This window comes from Parvibaculum sp. (assembly GCF_039973015.1).
Classification (GTDB): domain Bacteria; phylum Pseudomonadota; class Alphaproteobacteria; order Parvibaculales; family Parvibaculaceae; genus Parvibaculum.
This window is the reverse complement of the sequence record NZ_JBDWLT010000010.1, coordinates 290,283-306,657: the sequence shown is the minus strand read 5'-3', so window position 1 is coordinate 306,657 and position 16,375 is coordinate 290,283. Positions and strand designations below refer to the sequence as shown.

General features: G+C 62.6%; 19 protein-coding genes. 12 read left to right on the top strand and 7 right to left on the bottom strand.

Annotated elements, in window-relative coordinates; genetic code table 11:
• Positions 1-10: 10 nt before the first annotated feature.
• Positions 11-895, bottom strand: a complete 885-nt coding sequence (gene mutM / locus ABJO61_RS12740; protein ID WP_348324993.1) for a bifunctional DNA-formamidopyrimidine glycosylase/DNA-(apurinic or apyrimidinic site) lyase — start codon at positions 893-895, stop codon at positions 11-13.
• Positions 896-1,049: 154 nt separating this feature from the next.
• Between mutM and ubiE the strand changes: the two genes are divergently transcribed.
• The 6 genes from ubiE to cysK all read left to right on the top strand — a co-directional run bounded on the left by ubiE (position 1,050) and on the right by cysK (position 6,791).
• A complete protein-coding gene (ubiE, locus tag ABJO61_RS12735) occupies positions 1,050-1,850 on the top strand; it encodes a bifunctional demethylmenaquinone methyltransferase/2-methoxy-6-polyprenyl-1,4-benzoquinol methylase UbiE (protein WP_348325313.1) in 801 nt (266 codons plus the stop codon).
• Position 1,851: 1 nt separating this feature from the next.
• A complete protein-coding gene (gene ubiB, locus ABJO61_RS12730; RefSeq protein ID WP_348330568.1) occupies positions 1,852-3,480 on the top strand; it encodes a 2-polyprenylphenol 6-hydroxylase in 1,629 nt (542 codons plus the stop codon).
• Between the two features lie 136 nt (positions 3,481-3,616).
• A complete protein-coding gene (coaBC, locus tag ABJO61_RS12725) occupies positions 3,617-4,861 on the top strand; it encodes a bifunctional phosphopantothenoylcysteine decarboxylase/phosphopantothenate--cysteine ligase CoaBC (protein ID WP_348324997.1) in 1,245 nt (414 codons plus the stop codon).
• Complete coding sequence (gene dut / locus ABJO61_RS12720; protein WP_348324999.1) at positions 4,858-5,322, top strand: dUTP diphosphatase; 465 nt, start codon at positions 4,858-4,860, stop codon at positions 5,320-5,322. The genes coaBC and dut overlap by 4 nt, the downstream gene beginning before the upstream one ends.
• A 7-nt stretch (positions 5,323-5,329) precedes the next feature.
• The gene (locus ABJO61_RS12715) at positions 5,330-5,779 is read left to right on the top strand and encodes an Rrf2 family transcriptional regulator (protein ID WP_348325001.1); all 450 of its coding nucleotides are present in this window, start codon (positions 5,330-5,332) and stop codon (positions 5,777-5,779) included.
• A gap of 55 nt (positions 5,780-5,834) precedes the next feature.
• Positions 5,835-6,791, top strand: coding sequence for a cysteine synthase A (gene cysK, locus ABJO61_RS12710; protein ID WP_348325003.1), 957 nt, complete (start codon positions 5,835-5,837; stop codon positions 6,789-6,791).
• Between the two features lie 4 nt (positions 6,792-6,795).
• On the opposite strand, the gene ABJO61_RS12705 is transcribed toward cysK, so the two are convergent.
• The gene (locus ABJO61_RS12705) at positions 6,796-7,284 is read right to left on the bottom strand and encodes a helix-turn-helix domain-containing protein (protein WP_348325005.1); all 489 of its coding nucleotides are present in this window, start codon (positions 7,282-7,284) and stop codon (positions 6,796-6,798) included.
• Positions 7,285-7,402: 118 nt separating this feature from the next.
• Between ABJO61_RS12705 and ABJO61_RS12700 the strand changes: the two genes are divergently transcribed.
• The 4 genes from ABJO61_RS12700 to ABJO61_RS12685 all read left to right on the top strand — a co-directional run bounded on the left by ABJO61_RS12700 (position 7,403) and on the right by ABJO61_RS12685 (position 10,486).
• The gene (locus ABJO61_RS12700; RefSeq protein ID WP_348325007.1) at positions 7,403-8,131 is read left to right on the top strand and encodes an SDR family oxidoreductase; all 729 of its coding nucleotides are present in this window, start codon (positions 7,403-7,405) and stop codon (positions 8,129-8,131) included.
• A 20-nt stretch (positions 8,132-8,151) separates the two neighbouring features.
• Positions 8,152-8,754 (top strand): 2-hydroxychromene-2-carboxylate isomerase, encoded by a 603-nt coding sequence (locus ABJO61_RS12695; protein WP_348325009.1) that lies wholly within the window; start codon positions 8,152-8,154, stop codon positions 8,752-8,754.
• Positions 8,755-8,776: 22 nt separating this feature from the next.
• Positions 8,777-9,574, top strand: a complete 798-nt coding sequence (locus ABJO61_RS12690; protein ID WP_348325011.1) for a thioesterase family protein — start codon at positions 8,777-8,779, stop codon at positions 9,572-9,574.
• An 81-nt stretch (positions 9,575-9,655) separates the two neighbouring features.
• Positions 9,656-10,486 (top strand): acyl-CoA thioesterase domain-containing protein, encoded by an 831-nt coding sequence (locus ABJO61_RS12685; RefSeq protein WP_348325013.1) that lies wholly within the window; start codon positions 9,656-9,658, stop codon positions 10,484-10,486.
• A 54-nt stretch (positions 10,487-10,540) separates the two neighbouring features.
• Here the strand turns inward: ABJO61_RS12685 and ABJO61_RS12680 are convergent, their stop codons facing one another.
• A complete protein-coding gene (locus ABJO61_RS12680) occupies positions 10,541-10,840 on the bottom strand; it encodes a phasin family protein (protein ID WP_348325015.1) in 300 nt (99 codons plus the stop codon).
• A gap of 225 nt (positions 10,841-11,065) precedes the next feature.
• Here ABJO61_RS12680 and ABJO61_RS12675 point away from each other — a divergent pair, with 225 nt between their 5' ends.
• Entirely contained in the window at positions 11,066-11,872 is an 807-nt protein-coding gene (locus ABJO61_RS12675; RefSeq protein ID WP_348325017.1) for a HesA/MoeB/ThiF family protein, read from the top strand.
• Between the two features lie 70 nt (positions 11,873-11,942).
• On the opposite strand, the gene ABJO61_RS12670 is transcribed toward ABJO61_RS12675, so the two are convergent.
• The gene (locus ABJO61_RS12670) at positions 11,943-12,935 is read right to left on the bottom strand and encodes a D-glycerate dehydrogenase (protein WP_348325019.1); all 993 of its coding nucleotides are present in this window, start codon (positions 12,933-12,935) and stop codon (positions 11,943-11,945) included.
• Positions 12,936-13,244: 309 nt separating this feature from the next.
• On the opposite strand from ABJO61_RS12670, the gene ABJO61_RS12665 reads away from it, so the two are divergent.
• The gene (locus ABJO61_RS12665; protein ID WP_348325021.1) at positions 13,245-13,766 is read left to right on the top strand and encodes an SH3 domain-containing protein; all 522 of its coding nucleotides are present in this window, start codon (positions 13,245-13,247) and stop codon (positions 13,764-13,766) included.
• A gap of 4 nt (positions 13,767-13,770) precedes the next feature.
• On the opposite strand, the gene ABJO61_RS12660 is transcribed toward ABJO61_RS12665, so the two are convergent.
• From ABJO61_RS12660 to ABJO61_RS12650, 3 genes are all read right to left on the bottom strand, one after another.
• A complete protein-coding gene (locus ABJO61_RS12660) occupies positions 13,771-14,355 on the bottom strand; it encodes a DUF3501 family protein (protein WP_348325023.1) in 585 nt (194 codons plus the stop codon).
• Between the two features lie 46 nt (positions 14,356-14,401).
• Positions 14,402-15,790, bottom strand: coding sequence for a heterodisulfide reductase-related iron-sulfur binding cluster (locus ABJO61_RS12655; protein WP_348325025.1), 1,389 nt, complete (start codon positions 15,788-15,790; stop codon positions 14,402-14,404).
• A gap of 80 nt (positions 15,791-15,870) precedes the next feature.
• A complete protein-coding gene (locus ABJO61_RS12650; protein WP_348325027.1) occupies positions 15,871-16,293 on the bottom strand; it encodes a rubrerythrin family protein in 423 nt (140 codons plus the stop codon).
• Positions 16,294-16,375 lie beyond the last annotated feature (82 nt).

The following is a 16,375-nucleotide window of genomic DNA, read 5'->3' as shown; positions in this document are numbered from 1 at the left end:
GCTGGCATCGCTATCTCTGGCAGCCGGGGCAATAGAAGGTCGAACGCCCGGACTGCACGATGCGTTTCACGGTACCGCCACAGCCGGGCTTTGAACAGGCTTGGCCTTCGCGGTCATAGACGGAGAAGGCGTGCTGAAAATAGCCGAGTTCGCCATCGGTATGGGCATAGTCGCGCAGCGTCGAGCCGCCCGCGGCGATTGCATCGGTCAGAACGGAACGGATGGCGGCGGCAAGGCGCTCGCTTCTGACCGGTCCCGCGACGGAAGCCGCGCTGCGATTGGGCGAAATCCCGGCGCGCCAGAGCGCCTCACAGACATAGATATTGCCGAGCCCGGCAACCGTGCGCTGATCGAGAAGCGCCGCCTTTATGGGAGTGCGCCGCCCTTTCAGGCGCTCGGCGAGAATGACAGCGGAGAAGCCGTTGCCCAGCGGCTCGGGCCCGAGGGCGGCGAGATGCGCGCTGGCTTCAAGCGCCGCGCCCGCAACGAGATCCATGAAGCCGAAGCGGCGATGATCGGCATAGACGATGCGGGTTCCATCCTCCATGTCGAAGACGATGTGGTCGTGGCGTTCGGCGCCCGGCATACCGTGATGGAAGAGGCCCGGTGTGCGCGCGCCTTCCGGCCCGTGGATGGTGAAGCGGCCCGACATGCCGAGATGCATGATGAGGACTTCCTCGCCGATGGACGGAGATGCAGGCTCCATATGGACGAGGATATATTTCGCGCGGCGGTCGAGACGGGAGATCCGGCGCCCGGTGAGCCGCTCGGCGAAACGGTCCGGCAGGGGGAAACGCAGATCCGGCCTGCGCTGCGTCACATGCGCGATCCGCCTGCCCTCAAGCGCGGGCGCGAGGCCTCGGCGGACGGTTTCAACTTCTGGCAGTTCGGGCATGAGGTCTCGCTTCTTCGGGAGAGCATGAACCTAGCGTCCCTCGCGGCGGCGCGCCATGACCCAATCGAAACAGCCTGAACCACTTCCCTTTCCAAGCGTTTCCCGAACCGGCAGGCAGTTCCGCCTGCCCGGAAAACGGTCTATGGTCCGCCGCATGAGCGCAGATGCAAAACAGAAGACGTCCAACCCGGACAAGGGCAGCGAGGGGGGCGAGACGCATTTCGGCTTCCAGACGGTCCGGGAGAGCGAAAAGGCCGGGCTCGTCCACGATGTGTTCGAGCAGGTGGCGGACCGCTACGACCTCATGAACGACCTCATGTCGGGCGGGCTGCACCGGGCGTGGAAGCAGGCCATGATCGACTGGCTGAACCCGCCGCGAAGCGCGCGGCCCTTTCACCTGATCGACGTGGCGGGCGGAACCGGCGATATCGCCTTCCGGTTTCTGGAACGCGCGGGCGAGGGCGCGCAGGTGACGGTCTGCGACATCAACCGGCACATGCTGGGCGTCGGCAAGACACGCGCGGAAGCCAAGGCTTTCGAGGGGCGCGTGGAATTTGCCTGCGGCGATGCGGAGACGCTGCCCTTCCCCGACCGCTCCTTCGATGCCTATACGATCGCTTTCGGCATCAGGAACGTGACGCATATCGACAGGGCTCTGAAAGATGCCTACCGCGTACTGAAGCCGGGCGGCCGCTTTCTCTGCCTCGAATTCAGCCATGTCGCGGTACCGGTCATCGATCAGGTTTATGACGCCTACAGCTTCTCCGCCATTCCGGCGATGGGGAAATGGGTGACGGGCGACGGCGCGCCTTACCAGTATCTCGTCGAGAGCATTCGCCGTTTTCCCGATCAGGAAAAATTCAAGCGCATGATCGAGGATGCGGGTTTCGGCAATGCGAGCTACCGAAACCTCGTTGGTGGCGTTGCGGCGCTGCATTCCGGCTGGCGGCTCTGACATGTTGCGCAGTATTCGTTCATTCGCGCGGCTGATGCGCGCGGCCCGTGTGCTTGGACGGCACGATGCGCTTTTCCCGCTCGAACTGCGCGAGGAAATGCCGCCGCTGCTGCTGGCGCTGATGCCGCTTGCGAAAGTGAAACTTCCCTGGGAGCGTGCGCCTGACGAAGCGGCGGGACAGGCGAATGCCGATGCGGGCGAGCGGCTTGCGACGGCACTGGCCGCACTGGGCCCGGCCTATATCAAGCTTGGGCAATTTCTTGCGACGCGGCCCGACATTATCGGGCCGGACCTCGCGAAAGACCTCACCTTTCTGCAAGACAAGCTGCCGCCCTTCCCGATGGAGGAAGCGCGCGCGCTGATCGAGGAAGGCTTGAGCAAACCCGTCGACGAATTGTTCAGCTTCCTCAGCGAACCGATTGCAGCGGCTTCCATCGCGCAGGTGCATCGCGCGAAAACGCAGTCAGACGAGGAAAATTCCGAAGGCCAGCTTGAAGGCCGGGATGTTGCCGTGAAGGTGCTGCGGCCCGGCATCGAGAAGCGCTTCAACGACGATCTCGACAGTTTCTTCTGGGCGGCCGAATTCATCGACCGCCACTACGCGCCCGCGCGACGGCTGCGCCCCGTCGAGATCGTGGAGACGCTTGCCGACAGCGTGAAGCTCGAAATGGATCTTCGTCTGGAAGCGGCGGCGATGTCGGAGATGGCGGAGAATATCGCGAAGGATGCGGGTTTCCGCGTACCGCAGATCGACTGGGAACGAACCTCGAAGCGCGTGATGACGATGGAGTGGATCGAGGGCATTCCCGCTTCCGACCGTGCCGCGCTCGTTGCCGCCGGGCACGACATGAAGCGGCTCGGCACACAGGTGATCCAGTCCTTCCTGCTGCATGCGATGCGTGACGGCTTCTTCCATGCCGACATGCATCAGGGAAACCTCTTCGTCGATGCTGCCGGCAATCTCGTCGCGGTCGATTTCGGCATCATGGGGCGGATAGGACCGAACGAGCGGCGCTTCATGGCCGAAATCCTCTACGGGCTCGTCACCCGCGATTATGTGCGTGTCGCCGAAATCCATTTCGAAGCCGGATATGTGCCGGGCACGAAGAGCAAATATGCCTTCGCGCAGGCACTGCGTTCGGTCGCCGAGCCGATCTTCGGGCGGCCGGCACGCGACGTCTCCATGGGCAAGCTGCTCGCGCAGCTTTTCCAGGTGACGGAACAATTCGACATGCGTACGCGGCCCGAACTCATTTTGCTGCAGAAGACGATGGTTGTGGTGGAAGGCGTCGCGCGGGACTTCGACCCCGATCACAACATTTGGGAAAGCGCCGAACCGGTGCTGAGGGCCTGGATGGTGGAGCGCATGGCGCCGGAAGCGCGCATCGAGGAGGCGGCGGCGGGTGCGATGCAGCTTGGCCGCATGATGAGCCATCTGCCCGATGTGCTCGACCGGGCGGAGCGCACGGCAAGGCTTCTCGCCGAAAGCGTGGACGAGGAAGGGGTGCGGATTCACCCCTCATCCGCCGAGCGGATTGCCGAGGCCCAGGAGCGGCGGGAACGCAGATCGCCCCTGCTCTGGCTCGCCATCGGGGCTCTTGGCGCGCTCCTTCTCGTTAACCTGTTGTAGAAAAACAGGTTTTCAAGCCAATTCCTTTATTTGCGCAGCTCACGATTTGATCTACAAATCGTCGGCGTGAATATTTATATTTTCACATGAATGGCGGCAAAACTTCCTGGCGCCACGTCCAGTGCGGGAGATCAGATTGGCTGAGAGCATCCTCAATGGCCGGCGCGTGCTGCTGATCATCGGCGGCGGCATTGCGGCCTACAAGTGCCTCGAACTGATCCGGCGCCTGAAGGAGCGCGGCGCGAGCGTACGCGCGATCCTGACGGACGCCGCGCAGCAATTCGTGACGCCACTTTCCGTTTCGAGCCTCACCGGCGACAAGGCCTATACCGATCTCTTCAGCCTGACGGATGAAGCGGAGATGGGGCATATCGAGCTGTCGCGCGATGCCGATCTTCTCGTCGTTGCGCCCGCGACCGCCGACCTGATGGCGAAGATGGCGAACGGGCTCGCGAACGATCTCGCAAGCACGGCACTTCTGGCAACCGACAAGAAGGTGCTGGTCGCGCCCGCGATGAATGTGCGCATGTGGACGCATCGCGCAACGCAGCGCAATGTCGAGACGCTGATGGCGGATGGCGTCGATTTCGTGGGGCCGAACGAAGGCGACATGGCCTGCGGCGAATACGGGCCGGGACGCATGGCCGAACCCGCCGAAATTCTCGCGGCCATCGAAAATCATTTTACCGAACTCGCCTATCCCGGCGGCGGACCGCTCAAGGGCAAACGCGTTCTCATCACATCCGGCCCGACGCATGAGCCGATCGACCCGGTGCGCTATCTCGCGAACCGCTCCTCCGGCAAGCAGGGCTATGCCATTGCGCAGGCCGTGGCGCGGCTCGGGGCGGAGACAATTCTCGTGTCCGGGCCGACCAATCTTCCCGACCCGCCCGGCGTGACGGTGAAGCGCGTGGAGACGGCGCGTGAAATGCTGACAGCCTGCGAAACGGCGCTGCCCGCCGATATCGCGATCTGCGCGGCGGCCGTCGCCGACTGGCGGGTGGCAAGCGATGCCGAGCAGAAGCTGAAGAAGCAGCCCGGCGAACAGGCACCGGCGCTGATGCTGGTCGAGAACCCCGACATTCTCGCAACGCTGTCGCAGAAGAAAGAGCACCGGCCCCCGCTTGTCGTCGGTTTTGCGGCGGAGACCGAGAAAGTTGTCGAGCACGCAACCTCCAAGCGCCAGCGCAAGGGCTGCGACTGGATCGTCGCGAACGATGTTTCGCCCGCGACCGGCGTGATGGGCGGCGATCTCAACACGGTGCATCTCATCACGCGCGAAGGACAGGAGGACTGGCCGCTGCTCCCCAAACAGGCGGTTGCCGAACGTCTCGCGCGGCGCATTGCCGAACATTTTTCCACTGCAAAGGCTGCCGAATGAACCCGTTTGTCGATGTGAGTGTGCAGCGATTGCCGCATGCGCAAGGACTTCCCCTGCCCCGCTACGAAACCGACGGCGCCGCGGGCATGGACCTTACCGCCGCCCTGCCGGAAGGCGAACCGATGGTGCTTCAGCCCGGCGCCCGCGCCCTGGTGCCGACGGGGCTTGCCATTGCACTGCCGCAAGGCTTCGAGGCGCAGGTGCGCCCGCGCTCCGGGCTCGCCGCCAAGAACGGCGTCACCGTGCTGAACTCGCCGGGGACAATCGATTGCGACTATCGCGGCGAAGTGAAGGTGATCCTCGTCAATCTGGGGCAGGAGGCCTTCACCGTCGAACGGGGAACACGCGTCGCGCAGATGGTGATCGCGCCGGTGACGCAGGCGCAGCTGCGCGAAGTCGCGGCGCTGGATGAAACGGCAAGAGGCGCGGGCGGTTTCGGCTCGACGGGAACGAAGGGGTGAGGGAGACATGCTGAGACTTTCCAAGAAAACCTGGCTCGCGCTCGAAGCGGTGGTCGATGTCGCGATCAATGCGCGGCCGGACCCCGTGCAGTCCAAGGAAATCACCAAGCGCCAGGGCATTCCGCAACGCTATCTCGAACAGGTGATGCAGCAGCTCGTTCATGCGGGCATTCTCAAAGGGGTGCGGGGCCCGCGTGGAGGGTATACGCTGGCGCGCGAGCGGCGGCGCATCGCGGTGGGCGAGGTCGTGCGTGTGGTCGGCGCGATGGAGGCATCGGACGAACCGGCGACCGCGCAACCCTCCGAACTCGGCGAGCGCGTGGTCGCGCCGCTCTGGCAGGAGGTGCAGCGCGAACTGATGACGAAGCTCGACGACATCACCATCGAGGATCTCTGCCGCAAGGCGGAAGAGGCGGGCGTCGGGAACTCGAAACCGACCGCCGATTTCACTATCTGAATCCGAACGGTCCGCGCATCGGGCGCGGGCGTCACAAGTGGTCCGGGAGGCCGATATGACAGACAAGAAGCCAGGTCGCGGGCGCGTCTATAACAGCATCACCGAGACCATCGGAGACACCCCGCTGGTCCGCCTCAATCGCATGGCCGAGGAAGCAGGCGCCGTCGCGGATATCTATCTGAAGCTCGAATTCTTCAACCCGCTGGCAAGCGTGAAGGACCGTATCGGCGTCGCCATGATCGAGGCGCTGGAGAAACAGGGCAAGATTACCGGCAACACGGTGATCATCGAGCCGACATCGGGCAATACGGGCATTGCGCTTGCCTTCGTCTGCGCGGCGAAAGGCTATCGCCTGATCCTGTGCATGCCGGAGAGCATGTCGATCGAACGGCGCAAGATGCTGGCGCTGCTCGGCGCGGAACTGGAACTCACGCCGAAGGAAAAGGGCATGAAGGGCGCAATCGCGCGCGCGGAGGAACTGCTCGCGCAGCATCCCAACTCCGTCATGCCGCAGCAGTTCGACAATCCGGCGAACCCGGAAATTCACCGCACCACGACGGCGGAGGAAATCTGGAACGACACGCATGGCAAGGTGGACGCGGTGATTTCCGGCATCGGTACGGCAGGCACCTTTACCGGCGTCGGCTCCGCCTTGAAGAAGTACAAGCCCGAACTCAAGATGATTGCCGTCGAGCCGGAAGACAGCCCCGTGCTTTCGGGCGGACAGCCGGGCCCGCATATGATCCAGGGCATCGGCGCGGGCTTCGCGCCGGGCAATCTCGACAAGTCGCTGATCGACGAGGTCGTCACCATCGGCAATGAGACGGCGTTCGAACATGCGCGGAAAGCCGCCCGCATGGAGGGCATTCCCTGCGGGATCTCTTCGGGAGCGGCCATTGCCGTTGCACTGGAAATCGGCTGCCGGCCGGAAATGAAGGGCAAAACGATCGTCGCGATCATCCCGTCTTTCGCGGAACGCTACCTTTCGACGGCGCTGTTCGACGGGCTTTGAAGCGCTACTTCGTATCGCCGCCTGCCGCCTTCAAGACGGCGGGCGGCGCACCGGGCCCAGGCTCCACCGTCATCGAACGCGCATCAAGCGGCTCGCCGCATTCCGAACAGACATGGACGGCGTGCACGACATGGCCGCAGGCCTTGTGGCGGCGGAGCAGCGGCGGGCCTTCCGGCCCCGCCATCCATTTATCGCCCCAGTCCAGCAGCGAAAGCATGACGGGATAAAGGTCGAGGCCCTTTTCGGTCAGCCTGTATTCCTCGCGGCGGGGGCGCTCCTGATAGGGCTCCTTGCGCAAGACACCCGCCTCCGTCAGTTTTTTCAGACGGTCCGCCAGCACATGACGGGCAATGCCGAGGCGCTGTTCGAATTCCTCGAAGCGGCGCACACGCAGGAAGCATTCGCGCAACACGAGCAATGTCCACCTGTCGCCGACGATGGAGAGCGAGCGGGCAAGCGAGCAAGGCTCGCGATCCAGTTCTTCCCAGCGCATGAAAACTCCCTTTCCCGGCTATCATAACTTGACAGGTTCTTTTTTGGAACCCATTGTGTAATTACAAGTTCAAAAAGGGAACTGATATCTCGGGACAGCCGGAGCGGAGGAAAGCGCCATGAGCGAAAAGAAGGCCGCGATCATCATCGGCGCGGGCGACGCGACCGGCGGCGCCATCGCCAAACGCTTCGCGAAAGAAGGCTATGTCGCCTGCGTGACGAGGCGGAACGCGGACAAGCTGACACCGCTCGTCGAGGAAATCCGCGCTGCGGGCGGCGACGCGCGCGGCTTCGGCTCGGATGCGCGAAAGGAAGAGGAGGCCGTCGCGCTTTTCGAAACGGTGGAGCGCGAGATCGGGCCTGTCGAAGTCTTCGTCTTCAATATCGGCGCGAATGTGAACTTCCCGATCACCGAGATGAGCGAACGCGTCTACCGGAAGGTCTGGGAGATGGCAGCCTATGCCGGATTTCTCACCGGCCGAGAAGCGGCGCGCGTGATGACCCCGCGAGGCCGGGGTACGATGATCTTCACGGGCGCGACTGCCAGCCTTCGCGGCGGTTCCGGATTTGCCGCCTTTGCGGGCGCAAAATTCGCGCTTCGGGCGCTGGCCCAGAGCCTGGCGCGCGAGCTTGGGCCCAAGGGCATCCATGTCGCGCATCCGATCATAGATGGCGCCATCGACACGGCCTTCATCCGCGACAATTTCCCGACGCGCTACGCCTTGAAGGATCGGGATGGAATCCTGAACCCCGATCACATCGCGGAAGCCTATTGGCAGCTTCATGCCCAGCCGCGCGACGCCTGGACGCATGAACTCGACCTGCGCCCGTGGATGGAAACATTCTGAACGGAAAAAAGGATGCTCACATGAGCAAACAGGTGGAATTTCTTTTCGATTTCGGCAGCCCGAACGCCTATCTCGCCAGCAAGGCGATACCGGCAATCGAGCAACGCACTGGCGCGACATTCAAATATGTGCCGGTGCTGCTCGGCGGCATCTTCAAAGCCACAGGCAATGTCTCGCCAGCTATCTCGGAAGCAGGGATCAGGAACAAGCCCGAATATGGCGCGCTTGAAATCCAGCGCTTCATCAAGAAGCACAATCTGACGAAGTTCAAATTCAACACGCATTTCCCCGTGAACACACTGCAGATCATGCGAGGCGCAATTGCCGCCGAGATGGACGGGATGCTGCCAAAATATTTCGAGGTGGTCGCTTCCGCCATGTGGGAACAATCTCTGAAGATGGACGACGCGGACATCATCAAAGCGGCGCTCGACGCGGGCGGTATCAACGGCGCGCATATCCTCGCACGTATTCAGGACGGCGATGTGAAGGCGAAACTCATCGCGAACACGGAAGACGCCGTGGCGCGCGGCGCCTTCGGCATTCCGACCTTCTTCGTCGATGGCGAGATCTATTTCGGCAAGGACCGGCTGCGTGACGTGGAAGAAGCGATCGCGGGCTGACGGCAATATGGTGAGTGAGAAAATGAAGGCCTCGACAAACGCGACACCCGTTTTCCGCCGCGACGGTGAGACATGGGCGGCGCAGCCGGAATCGCAAGGGCCCTTTGGCGGCATGCATGGCGGGGCGGTGGCCGCGCTTTCGGTCGGCGAGATGGAAGCGATGGCGGCCGCGCGCGGGCTCGGCGCACTTGTGTCGGCCAATCTCTATCTGCTGCGCCCGCTGCCCCGTGAAGGCATATCGAGCAAGGTAAGCGCAGTGCGCGAAGGCGGACGCGTTGCAGTGTTCGAGAACGAATTATGGGCTGGCGGCAAGTTGCAGGCGAAGGCGAGTGCGTGTTTCCAGCAGCCTCTCTCCGTCGAAGGACTGCCCGGCGCACCGGAGAAGACCGTCTTCGAGCCCGAGACCTTCGTGAAATGGGAACGGCCCGAGTTCTTCAAGGCCGCAAATACGAACCAGGGTTTTCTGGACCTCGTGGATATTCGCGACACGCATCACGAGGATGGAACACGCGCCAAGTGGTTTCGGCTGAAGCATCCGTTTCATGATGTGCCGACACCTTTTTCGAATGCGATGGCGGTGGCGGATGTCTCGACGCTTTTCACGGTGACGGATGCGGGCGAGCGGCCCAATGCAGGCGGCTGGCCCAATGCCGACCTTGCGCTGCATCTTTCGCGTGCGCCGAAGGGAGACTGGATCGGCGTTGCGCAGCGCGGCTCATGGCATGACGACGGGCGCGGCATGACGGAATCGGAAATCTTCGACGTTCATGGACGGATCGGACGGTCGTGCCAGAGCGTCGTGCTGCTGCCTCCCCTTTAGGGCAATGCAGGATTGCCGCGCGGCCCGGTCCGTGGCACATGACAGCGCATCACGCTTTCTCCCAGCTTTATGAGTACCTCCATGAACAGTTCCGCGCCCGCAACCCATGCCGCCGCCGAAACCGGCGCGCCGATCTTCACGCGCGAGGGCGGCCCGTGGCTGCCGGATGATTATGCGGCGGGACCGTTTCGCGGGCTCTATGGCGGCGCCGTGGCGGGGCTCGTTGCAGGCGCGATGGAAGAACATGCGGTGAGCGAGGGCTGGGGTACCCCGCTCTCGGCCACCGTGCTGATGCTGCGTCCTGCCCCTGTCGCGCCGCTCGTCACGGAAATCACGACGCTGCAAGCAGGGCGGCGCAACGCCGTGGCCGAATGCCTGCTGAAGGACGAAGCGGGCAAGATCATCTCGAAAGGCCATGCCATTTTCGTGAAGCCCGATGCGATGCCCGGGACCAGGCCGCTGACGGCGATCCCCACAGCAACGAACTGGGCGGGCGATCCTGCCACGCTGCCGCTCTGGGCGAACGGGAAGCGGCCCGAGCATGTGAACTTCCTGCATATTCTGGAGATGCGCGAGGAGCGCGATGCGACGGGCAAACCCGGCATGCGCTGGTCGCGGATGACACGGCCGCTGCTGCCCTTCGCTTCCCTGCTCGCGACGCTCTTCACGGCAGCGGATAATGCATCCGCCTTCTGGCTTTCGTCGAGCGGCGCATGGCCGGCGAATTTCGGTTTTCCGAATGTGGACGTATCGGTCCATGTCTCGCGCGCGCCGCAGGGCGAGTGGATCGGCGTCACGCCGGATGCACAACTGCACGAAACAGGCATGGGGATGAGCGAAGGCGCGCTCTATGACAGGACCGGTCTTGTCGGCCGGACCTGCCAGACGAATATCCTCGTACCGCGCGGCTGAGGCCGCGCGTTTTCCGCATCTTCGAGGCGAAGACCAGGCTAGAGCGAGACGGGCCTAGAGCGAGACGGGCTTGGGCAGATGGCCCATCACCTCGTTGGTGACCTCCATCGTCAGTTCGCGAAGCTTGGTCGCTTCCTGCGTGTAGGCTTCCATCGTCGAGACCATGAAATCGCGCTGAAGCGCCATCATGTCCTTCATGGATTTGGCAGCGAAGATCGCTTCGGCGGCGGAGGTATCGGTCTCGAAGCGTGTCTTGCCGAAATCCATGAGCTCCGTATTGATCTTCTTCATGCCGCTGGCGGCGGCGTTGGCGGAAGCCGTGAAAGCGTCGATCATCTCGCGGGGGTCGTTCATCGGGAGCACCTCATCCTCAAAGGATATTCTATCGGCCTCTGGCCGGGCGGGTGAGTGGTGGCAGGGCATAGCCTCTGCTGCATCGCACAAATAGACTATCGCAAGAAAACCAGACATTTCCATGACATTCTTCGCAGGTGCAGCAAAAAATTGAGCGGGAGGGTTTCCCTTCATTGACATTCGCGGCGCGGAATGGCGGATAAGGGCGCTTGGAGCGCAAAACCCATGGCACTGAACGACGAACAACTGGAACGCTACGCACGGCATATCGTGCTGAAGGAGATCGGCGGGCCCGGTCAGCAAAAGCTCCTGAAGGCGCGCGTGCTCATCATCGGGGCGGGCGGACTTGGAAGCCCCTGCCTGATCTATCTGGCGGCGGCGGGCGCCGGCACCATCGGCATTATCGACGACGACACGGTGTCGCTTTCCAATCTCCAGCGGCAGATTGCGCATGGAACGCCCGATCTCGGTCGGGAAAAGACGGAGAGCGCGGCGGACGCCGCCACCCGCATCAACCCGGATGTCAAAATCATCCAGCACAAGGAACGCCTGACGGCGGAAAACGCGCTCGATATTATTTCGCAATACGACCTGGTGGCGGATGGTTGCGATAATTTCGCAACCCGGTTTCTCGTCAACGATGCCTGCTACTTTGCGAAAGTGCCGCTCGTCTCCGCCGCCGTCGGCCAGTTCGAGGGGCAGGTTGCCGTGTTCCGCCCCTTCGAGCGCGATGCGGAGGGAAAGCCGAAGCCGAACTACCGCGACTTCGTGGGCGAAACGCCGCCGCCCGGCGCCGTGCCGACCTGCGAGGAAGCCGGCGTGATGGGAGCGCTGACCGGGGTCGTCGGTTCGCTGCAGGCGCTGGAAGTCATCAAGGAAATCACGGGCGCGGGGGAAAGCCTCGCGGGGAAGCTTCTCATCTATGACGCGCTCGAAACGCGCTTCCGGACGGTGAAGCTCAAATGGGATCCGAAGAACCCGCTGACGGGAGAAAACCCGTCGATAAAGGATCTTTCGATCCACTCAGTCTGAGGCAGCCATTACATGATTGCCGGGATGACCCGGGCTCTCTTGTGTTGTGACCGGTTCACCCGATCAATCATTACATGATTGCCGGGATGACCCGGTCGGGCGGGCGGTGGCCGTCCATGAAGGTCTTGATGTTGACGATGACCTTGCCGCCCATCTCGACGCGGCCTTCGATGGTGGCAGAGCCCATATGGGGCAATGACACCACATTCGGAAGCGCGACGAGGCGCGGGTTCACCGAGGGCTCACGCTCGAAGACGTCGAGGCCGGCGCCGGCAAGTTCGCCCGCTTCAAGGGCGCGCAGCAGCGCATTCTCGTCGATGATTTCGCCGCGCGCTGTGTTGACGATGTAGGTTTCCGGTTTCAGCAGCTTCAGGCGGCGCGTGTCCAGCAGATGAAATGTCTGTGGCGTCAGCGGACAATTGACCGAGACGATATCCACCTTTGGCAACATGTCGTCAAGGTTTTCCCAGAAGCGCGCTTCGAGCTCCTGCTCCATGACGGCGTTGGCGGGCTTTCTGTTGTGATAGTGGATTTCGAGGCCGAAGGGGCGTGCACGGCGCGCCACAGCCTGGCCGATGCGGCCCATGCCGATAATGCCGAGGCGCTTGCCCGTGAGGCGGCGGCCGAGCATCCATGTGGGCGACCAGCCGGGCCACTGGCCATCATGTTCGCGGAGATAGCGCGCGCCCTCGCTCAAGCGGCGCGGAACGGCGAGGATGAGGCCCATTGTCATGTCGGCGGTATCTTCGGTCAGCACGCCGGGGGTGTTCGTTACCGTAATGCCGCGGCGGCGGGCCGTTTCCACATCGATATTGTCGACGCCGGTGCCGAACTGGGCGATGAGGCGGAGATTTTCGCCCGCCTGCGAGAGAAGGCGCGCGTCGATCCTGTCTGTCACCGTGGGAACCAGCACATCGGCCTCGCGCAAGGCATTGGCAAGTTCGGCTTGCGTGAAAGGGTGATCGTCGGCATTCAACCGGACATCGAACAACTCGCCCATGCGCGCCTCTATGGGCTCGGGCAGTTTGCGGGTGACGATGACAAGCGGCTTTCTGGCGGTCATGAGATACTCCGGCGGCGCTCCGCGAAATGGAGGCTGGGGGTGTGCCCCTTCTTATCAGGTTTTATCCGGTTGTTTGCGCCATTTTCTGGCAAAATCCGGTGAGTCGGGTAGAGCATATCCATCCGGCGGGACATTACGTTGGGGACCGGGCCCGAGATCAGTCGAGGGAACCGGAGGGGCGCCAACGGGCAGAAGATAAAGATGCGGGAGCGGTCAGCGAAAGCAAGGCAAAGAGAACGGCGCGCGGGGGCCTGCGCTGTCGTGGTTTTTGGCGTGGTTTTTGGCGTGTCTTTTGGCGCGGGGGGAAGCATGAACCCCGCGGCTGCCGAAGACATGCCGATTGCCACAGCGGCGCTGAACAGCCCGCAGGCCGCGATGCCCGAGCGTACGCCAGGGGCGGCGACCGGCCTTCCCGTACCGCGCTTTGTGAGCCTCAAATCAGGGCGCGCAAATGTGCGGCGCGGACCCGGCACCGATTTTCCGATCGACTGGGTTTACCGCAAAAGCGGTGTGCCGCTGGAAGTGATCGCGGAGTCGAACAACTGGCGGCGCATTCGCGACCATGAAGGCGATGGCGGCTGGATCTGGCATTCGATGCTCGACGGTGAACGCACGGCGATTATCGACGGAACGGGCGAGGACGGCGCACCTGCCGTGCTCCATGCCGAGCCTGACGACGCCTCCGGGGTCATCGCCTATGCCGAGAACGGCCTCCTCGTGCGCGTGACGAGCTGCAAGGCACGCTGGTGCCGCCTCGAAGCGAAAGGCTATGAAGGCTGGACACCCCAGGGCAGGCTCTGGGGTGTCTATCCGGGCGAGAATTTCGACTAGAACGTCAGGCGAAGTCTTTGGCGAGGGCTTCTTTCACCTGCGGCTGCAACACCGCCATGTGGTGATAATTCTCATGCGCGATGACGACCATGACCTGCGTTGCGGGATCGCGGAACCTTGCTATCTGCTCAGGCGTGAAACGGAAATGCACGAAGTGAACGGATGAGGTCTTGCCGTCCGCCTTGGTGCGCTCGACATCCATCTCCGCCTCGCCGGTTACCTTCTCGCCGCCGACGTCGATGTGAAGATGCTTCTCGACCCAGGTGATGGAACGCAGGAAGCTGTCGCGGCGAACGGGATCGTTGATCTCGAACATGATCGTGGCTACGAGTTCGTTGCCTTGCGGGATCAGCGGGTTATAGGCGTGGAGCTCGTCGGCGAGCTGTTCGGCGCCGCCCTTCTCGATGTGCAGCATCTCCTGAACCTGCTGGAACATCGTGTCGTAGTTCTCGAAATAGAAAGTCGCATAGGGACCGACCTCGACGCGGCGGTTTTTCTTCATCGCCGTGATTGCCGTGCGGCGCTCCTTACGCTCCTTCGCATAGGTCTCGTAGGGCAGGATATCGGCAGGTGTGATTTCTTTTTTCATCGCAACCATCTCTGGGAACCTTCTCGGGAAGAGCAACCCCCCACTTTTACTGAATGAGACCCCAGGCGCGCGCCATGATCTCGATGGGATGATAGGGCGAGGGCGGCACGGGCTCTTCCATCGTCTCGATCTCGTGGACGAGATGCTTGGCGGCCAGCGGACAATCCGACGTCACATATTTGTTGCCGGTTTTGGCGACATTGCGCGAGGCCGTCTTGCCGACTTTCATCGCGACATCGAAGGTTTCTTTCATGACGCCGAATGTTCCTCCGTGCCCGGAGCAACGCTCGACCACATCGAGCTTGAGCTCGGGGATGAGGCGCATCATTTCCGCCGACTTCGCCCCCATGTTCTGAGCGCGCGCATGACAGGCCAGATGGGCCGTCACGCCACCCTCAACGGGCTTGAGGCCCGGCGCGAGCCCCTCGTTCTTCGCGATGCCGACGACATATTCGTCGATGTCGCGCGTGGCGGCGGCAAGCCTCATGACATCTTCATTGCCGGGGAGGATGAGCGGCCATTCGAACTTGAACATGAGACCGCAAGAGGCGGTGAGCGTAATGACATCGTAGCCCTTGTCGATCCAGGCAACCATGTCCTTCGCGACCCTCTCGGCTTGCGCGGCAACCTTCGCGATATTGCCCTGCTCAAGGAACGGCATGCCACAGCAACCGGGATAGGCGACTTCCGTCTCGACGCCGTTATGCGCGAGTACGAGACGCGCGGCCTCACCAACTTTCGGGTTGTTGTAGTTCACGAAACAGGTTGCAAAAAGAACTGCCTTGCGGCCCTTCGCGGGCGCCTCTTTCGGCTTCGCCACGCCTTGCGCATCCTGCTTCTTCGCACGGCGCAGGAATGTCTGGCCGTGGAATTTGGGAAGCTCGGCACGGCGGTCGATACCGGCGACGGCTTCGATGGCGGGGCGCGTGAGCTTGTTGCCACGCGCCGAACCCCAGTTCGCAAGCGGCGCGACGGGGGCGGCCAACGTGCCGTTCCTGTCCATCTGGGCAAGCTGGTTCTGCACGAAGGGGAAGCCCTCGGCCTCCTTACCCTTCGCCGCACGGTAACGCAGCATCAGATGCGGGAAATCGAGATCGAATTCATGCGGCGGCACATAAGGACATTTCGTCATGAAGCACATGTCGCAAAGCGTGCAGGCCTCGACGACGGGCCCGAAATCCTGCGACTTCACTTCATCGAGTTCACCGGTCGGGCTTTCGTCGATCAGATCAAAGAGGCGGGGGAAACTGTCGCAGAGATTGAAACAGCGACGGCACCCGTGACAGATGTCGAAGACGCGGCGCAATTCCGCGTCGAGCTTTTCGAGATCGTAGAAATCGGGATTGCGCCAGTCGATCGGATGGCGGGTAGGCGCTTCGGTGCTGCCTTCCTTCGATACCGTCGCTTGGGGGGTGCCTTCTTGCGGGCTGCTCATCGGCTTTGGTCTCCAGCGCGAGTGAAGAGAGTCGAGAGGCATGGAGCCGGAGGGGCCGAAACCCCTCCGCTCCGAAGTCGTCAGGCGTCCAGGCTGTCGAGCGCCTTCTGGAAACGGCCGGCATGGCTTTTTTCGGCCTTGGCGAGCGTTTCGAACCAGTCGGCGATTTCGTCGAAGCCTTCCTCGCGCGCGGTACGAGCCATACCCGGATACATATCGGTGTATTCGTGCGTCTCGCCGGCAATCGCTGCCTTGAGGTTCTTGTCGGTGCCGCCTATGGGCTCGCCCGTCGCCGGGTCGCCTACTTCCTCGAGGAATTCAAGATGGCCATGGGCATGGCCCGTCTCGCCTTCCGCAGTCGAGCGGAATACGGCAGCGACGTCGTTGAAGCCTTCAACGTCGGCCTTCTGGGCGAAATAGAGATAGCGGCGGTTGGCCTGGCTTTCGCCCGCGAAAGCTTCCTTCAGGTTCTCCCAGGTCTTGGTACCGGAAAGCGCTGTCATGGATATTGCTCCTCACCATTTGTGTTTGACGGTTCGTACATGAGGCCGCTGGAGCCCTGGGAGGGCGCTGGCTTGAGGCTTG

Bases quoted from the DNA above. Each gene is read 5' to 3' on its own strand.
- mutM (WP_348324993.1), bottom strand. From the start codon at position 895: ATGCCCGAACTGCCAGAAGTTGAAACCGTCCGCCGAGGCCTCGCGCCC.
- ubiE (WP_348325313.1), top strand. From the start codon at position 1,050: ATGAGCGCAGATGCAAAACAGAAGACGTCCAACCCGGACAAGGGCAGC.
- ubiB (WP_348330568.1), top strand. From the start codon at position 1,852: ATGTTGCGCAGTATTCGTTCATTCGCGCGGCTGATGCGCGCGGCCCGT.
- dut (WP_348324999.1), top strand. From the start codon at position 4,858: ATGAACCCGTTTGTCGATGTGAGTGTGCAGCGATTGCCGCATGCGCAA.
- ABJO61_RS12715 (WP_348325001.1), top strand. From the start codon at position 5,330: ATGCTGAGACTTTCCAAGAAAACCTGGCTCGCGCTCGAAGCGGTGGTC.
- cysK (WP_348325003.1), top strand. From the start codon at position 5,835: ATGACAGACAAGAAGCCAGGTCGCGGGCGCGTCTATAACAGCATCACC.
- ABJO61_RS12705 (WP_348325005.1), bottom strand. From the start codon at position 7,284: ATGCGCTGGGAAGAACTGGATCGCGAGCCTTGCTCGCTTGCCCGCTCG.
- ABJO61_RS12700 (WP_348325007.1), top strand. From the start codon at position 7,403: ATGAGCGAAAAGAAGGCCGCGATCATCATCGGCGCGGGCGACGCGACC.
- ABJO61_RS12695 (WP_348325009.1), top strand. From the start codon at position 8,152: ATGAGCAAACAGGTGGAATTTCTTTTCGATTTCGGCAGCCCGAACGCC.
- ABJO61_RS12690 (WP_348325011.1), top strand. From the start codon at position 8,777: ATGAAGGCCTCGACAAACGCGACACCCGTTTTCCGCCGCGACGGTGAG.
- ABJO61_RS12685 (WP_348325013.1), top strand. From the start codon at position 9,656: ATGAACAGTTCCGCGCCCGCAACCCATGCCGCCGCCGAAACCGGCGCG.
- ABJO61_RS12680 (WP_348325015.1), bottom strand. From the start codon at position 10,840: ATGAACGACCCCCGCGAGATGATCGACGCTTTCACGGCTTCCGCCAAC.
- ABJO61_RS12675 (WP_348325017.1), top strand. From the start codon at position 11,066: ATGGCACTGAACGACGAACAACTGGAACGCTACGCACGGCATATCGTG.
- ABJO61_RS12670 (WP_348325019.1), bottom strand. From the start codon at position 12,935: ATGACCGCCAGAAAGCCGCTTGTCATCGTCACCCGCAAACTGCCCGAG.
- ABJO61_RS12665 (WP_348325021.1), top strand. From the start codon at position 13,245: ATGAACCCCGCGGCTGCCGAAGACATGCCGATTGCCACAGCGGCGCTG.
- ABJO61_RS12660 (WP_348325023.1), bottom strand. From the start codon at position 14,355: ATGAAAAAAGAAATCACACCTGCCGATATCCTGCCCTACGAGACCTAT.
- ABJO61_RS12655 (WP_348325025.1), bottom strand. From the start codon at position 15,790: ATGAGCAGCCCGCAAGAAGGCACCCCCCAAGCGACGGTATCGAAGGAA.
- ABJO61_RS12650 (WP_348325027.1), bottom strand. From the start codon at position 16,293: ATGACAGCGCTTTCCGGTACCAAGACCTGGGAGAACCTGAAGGAAGCT.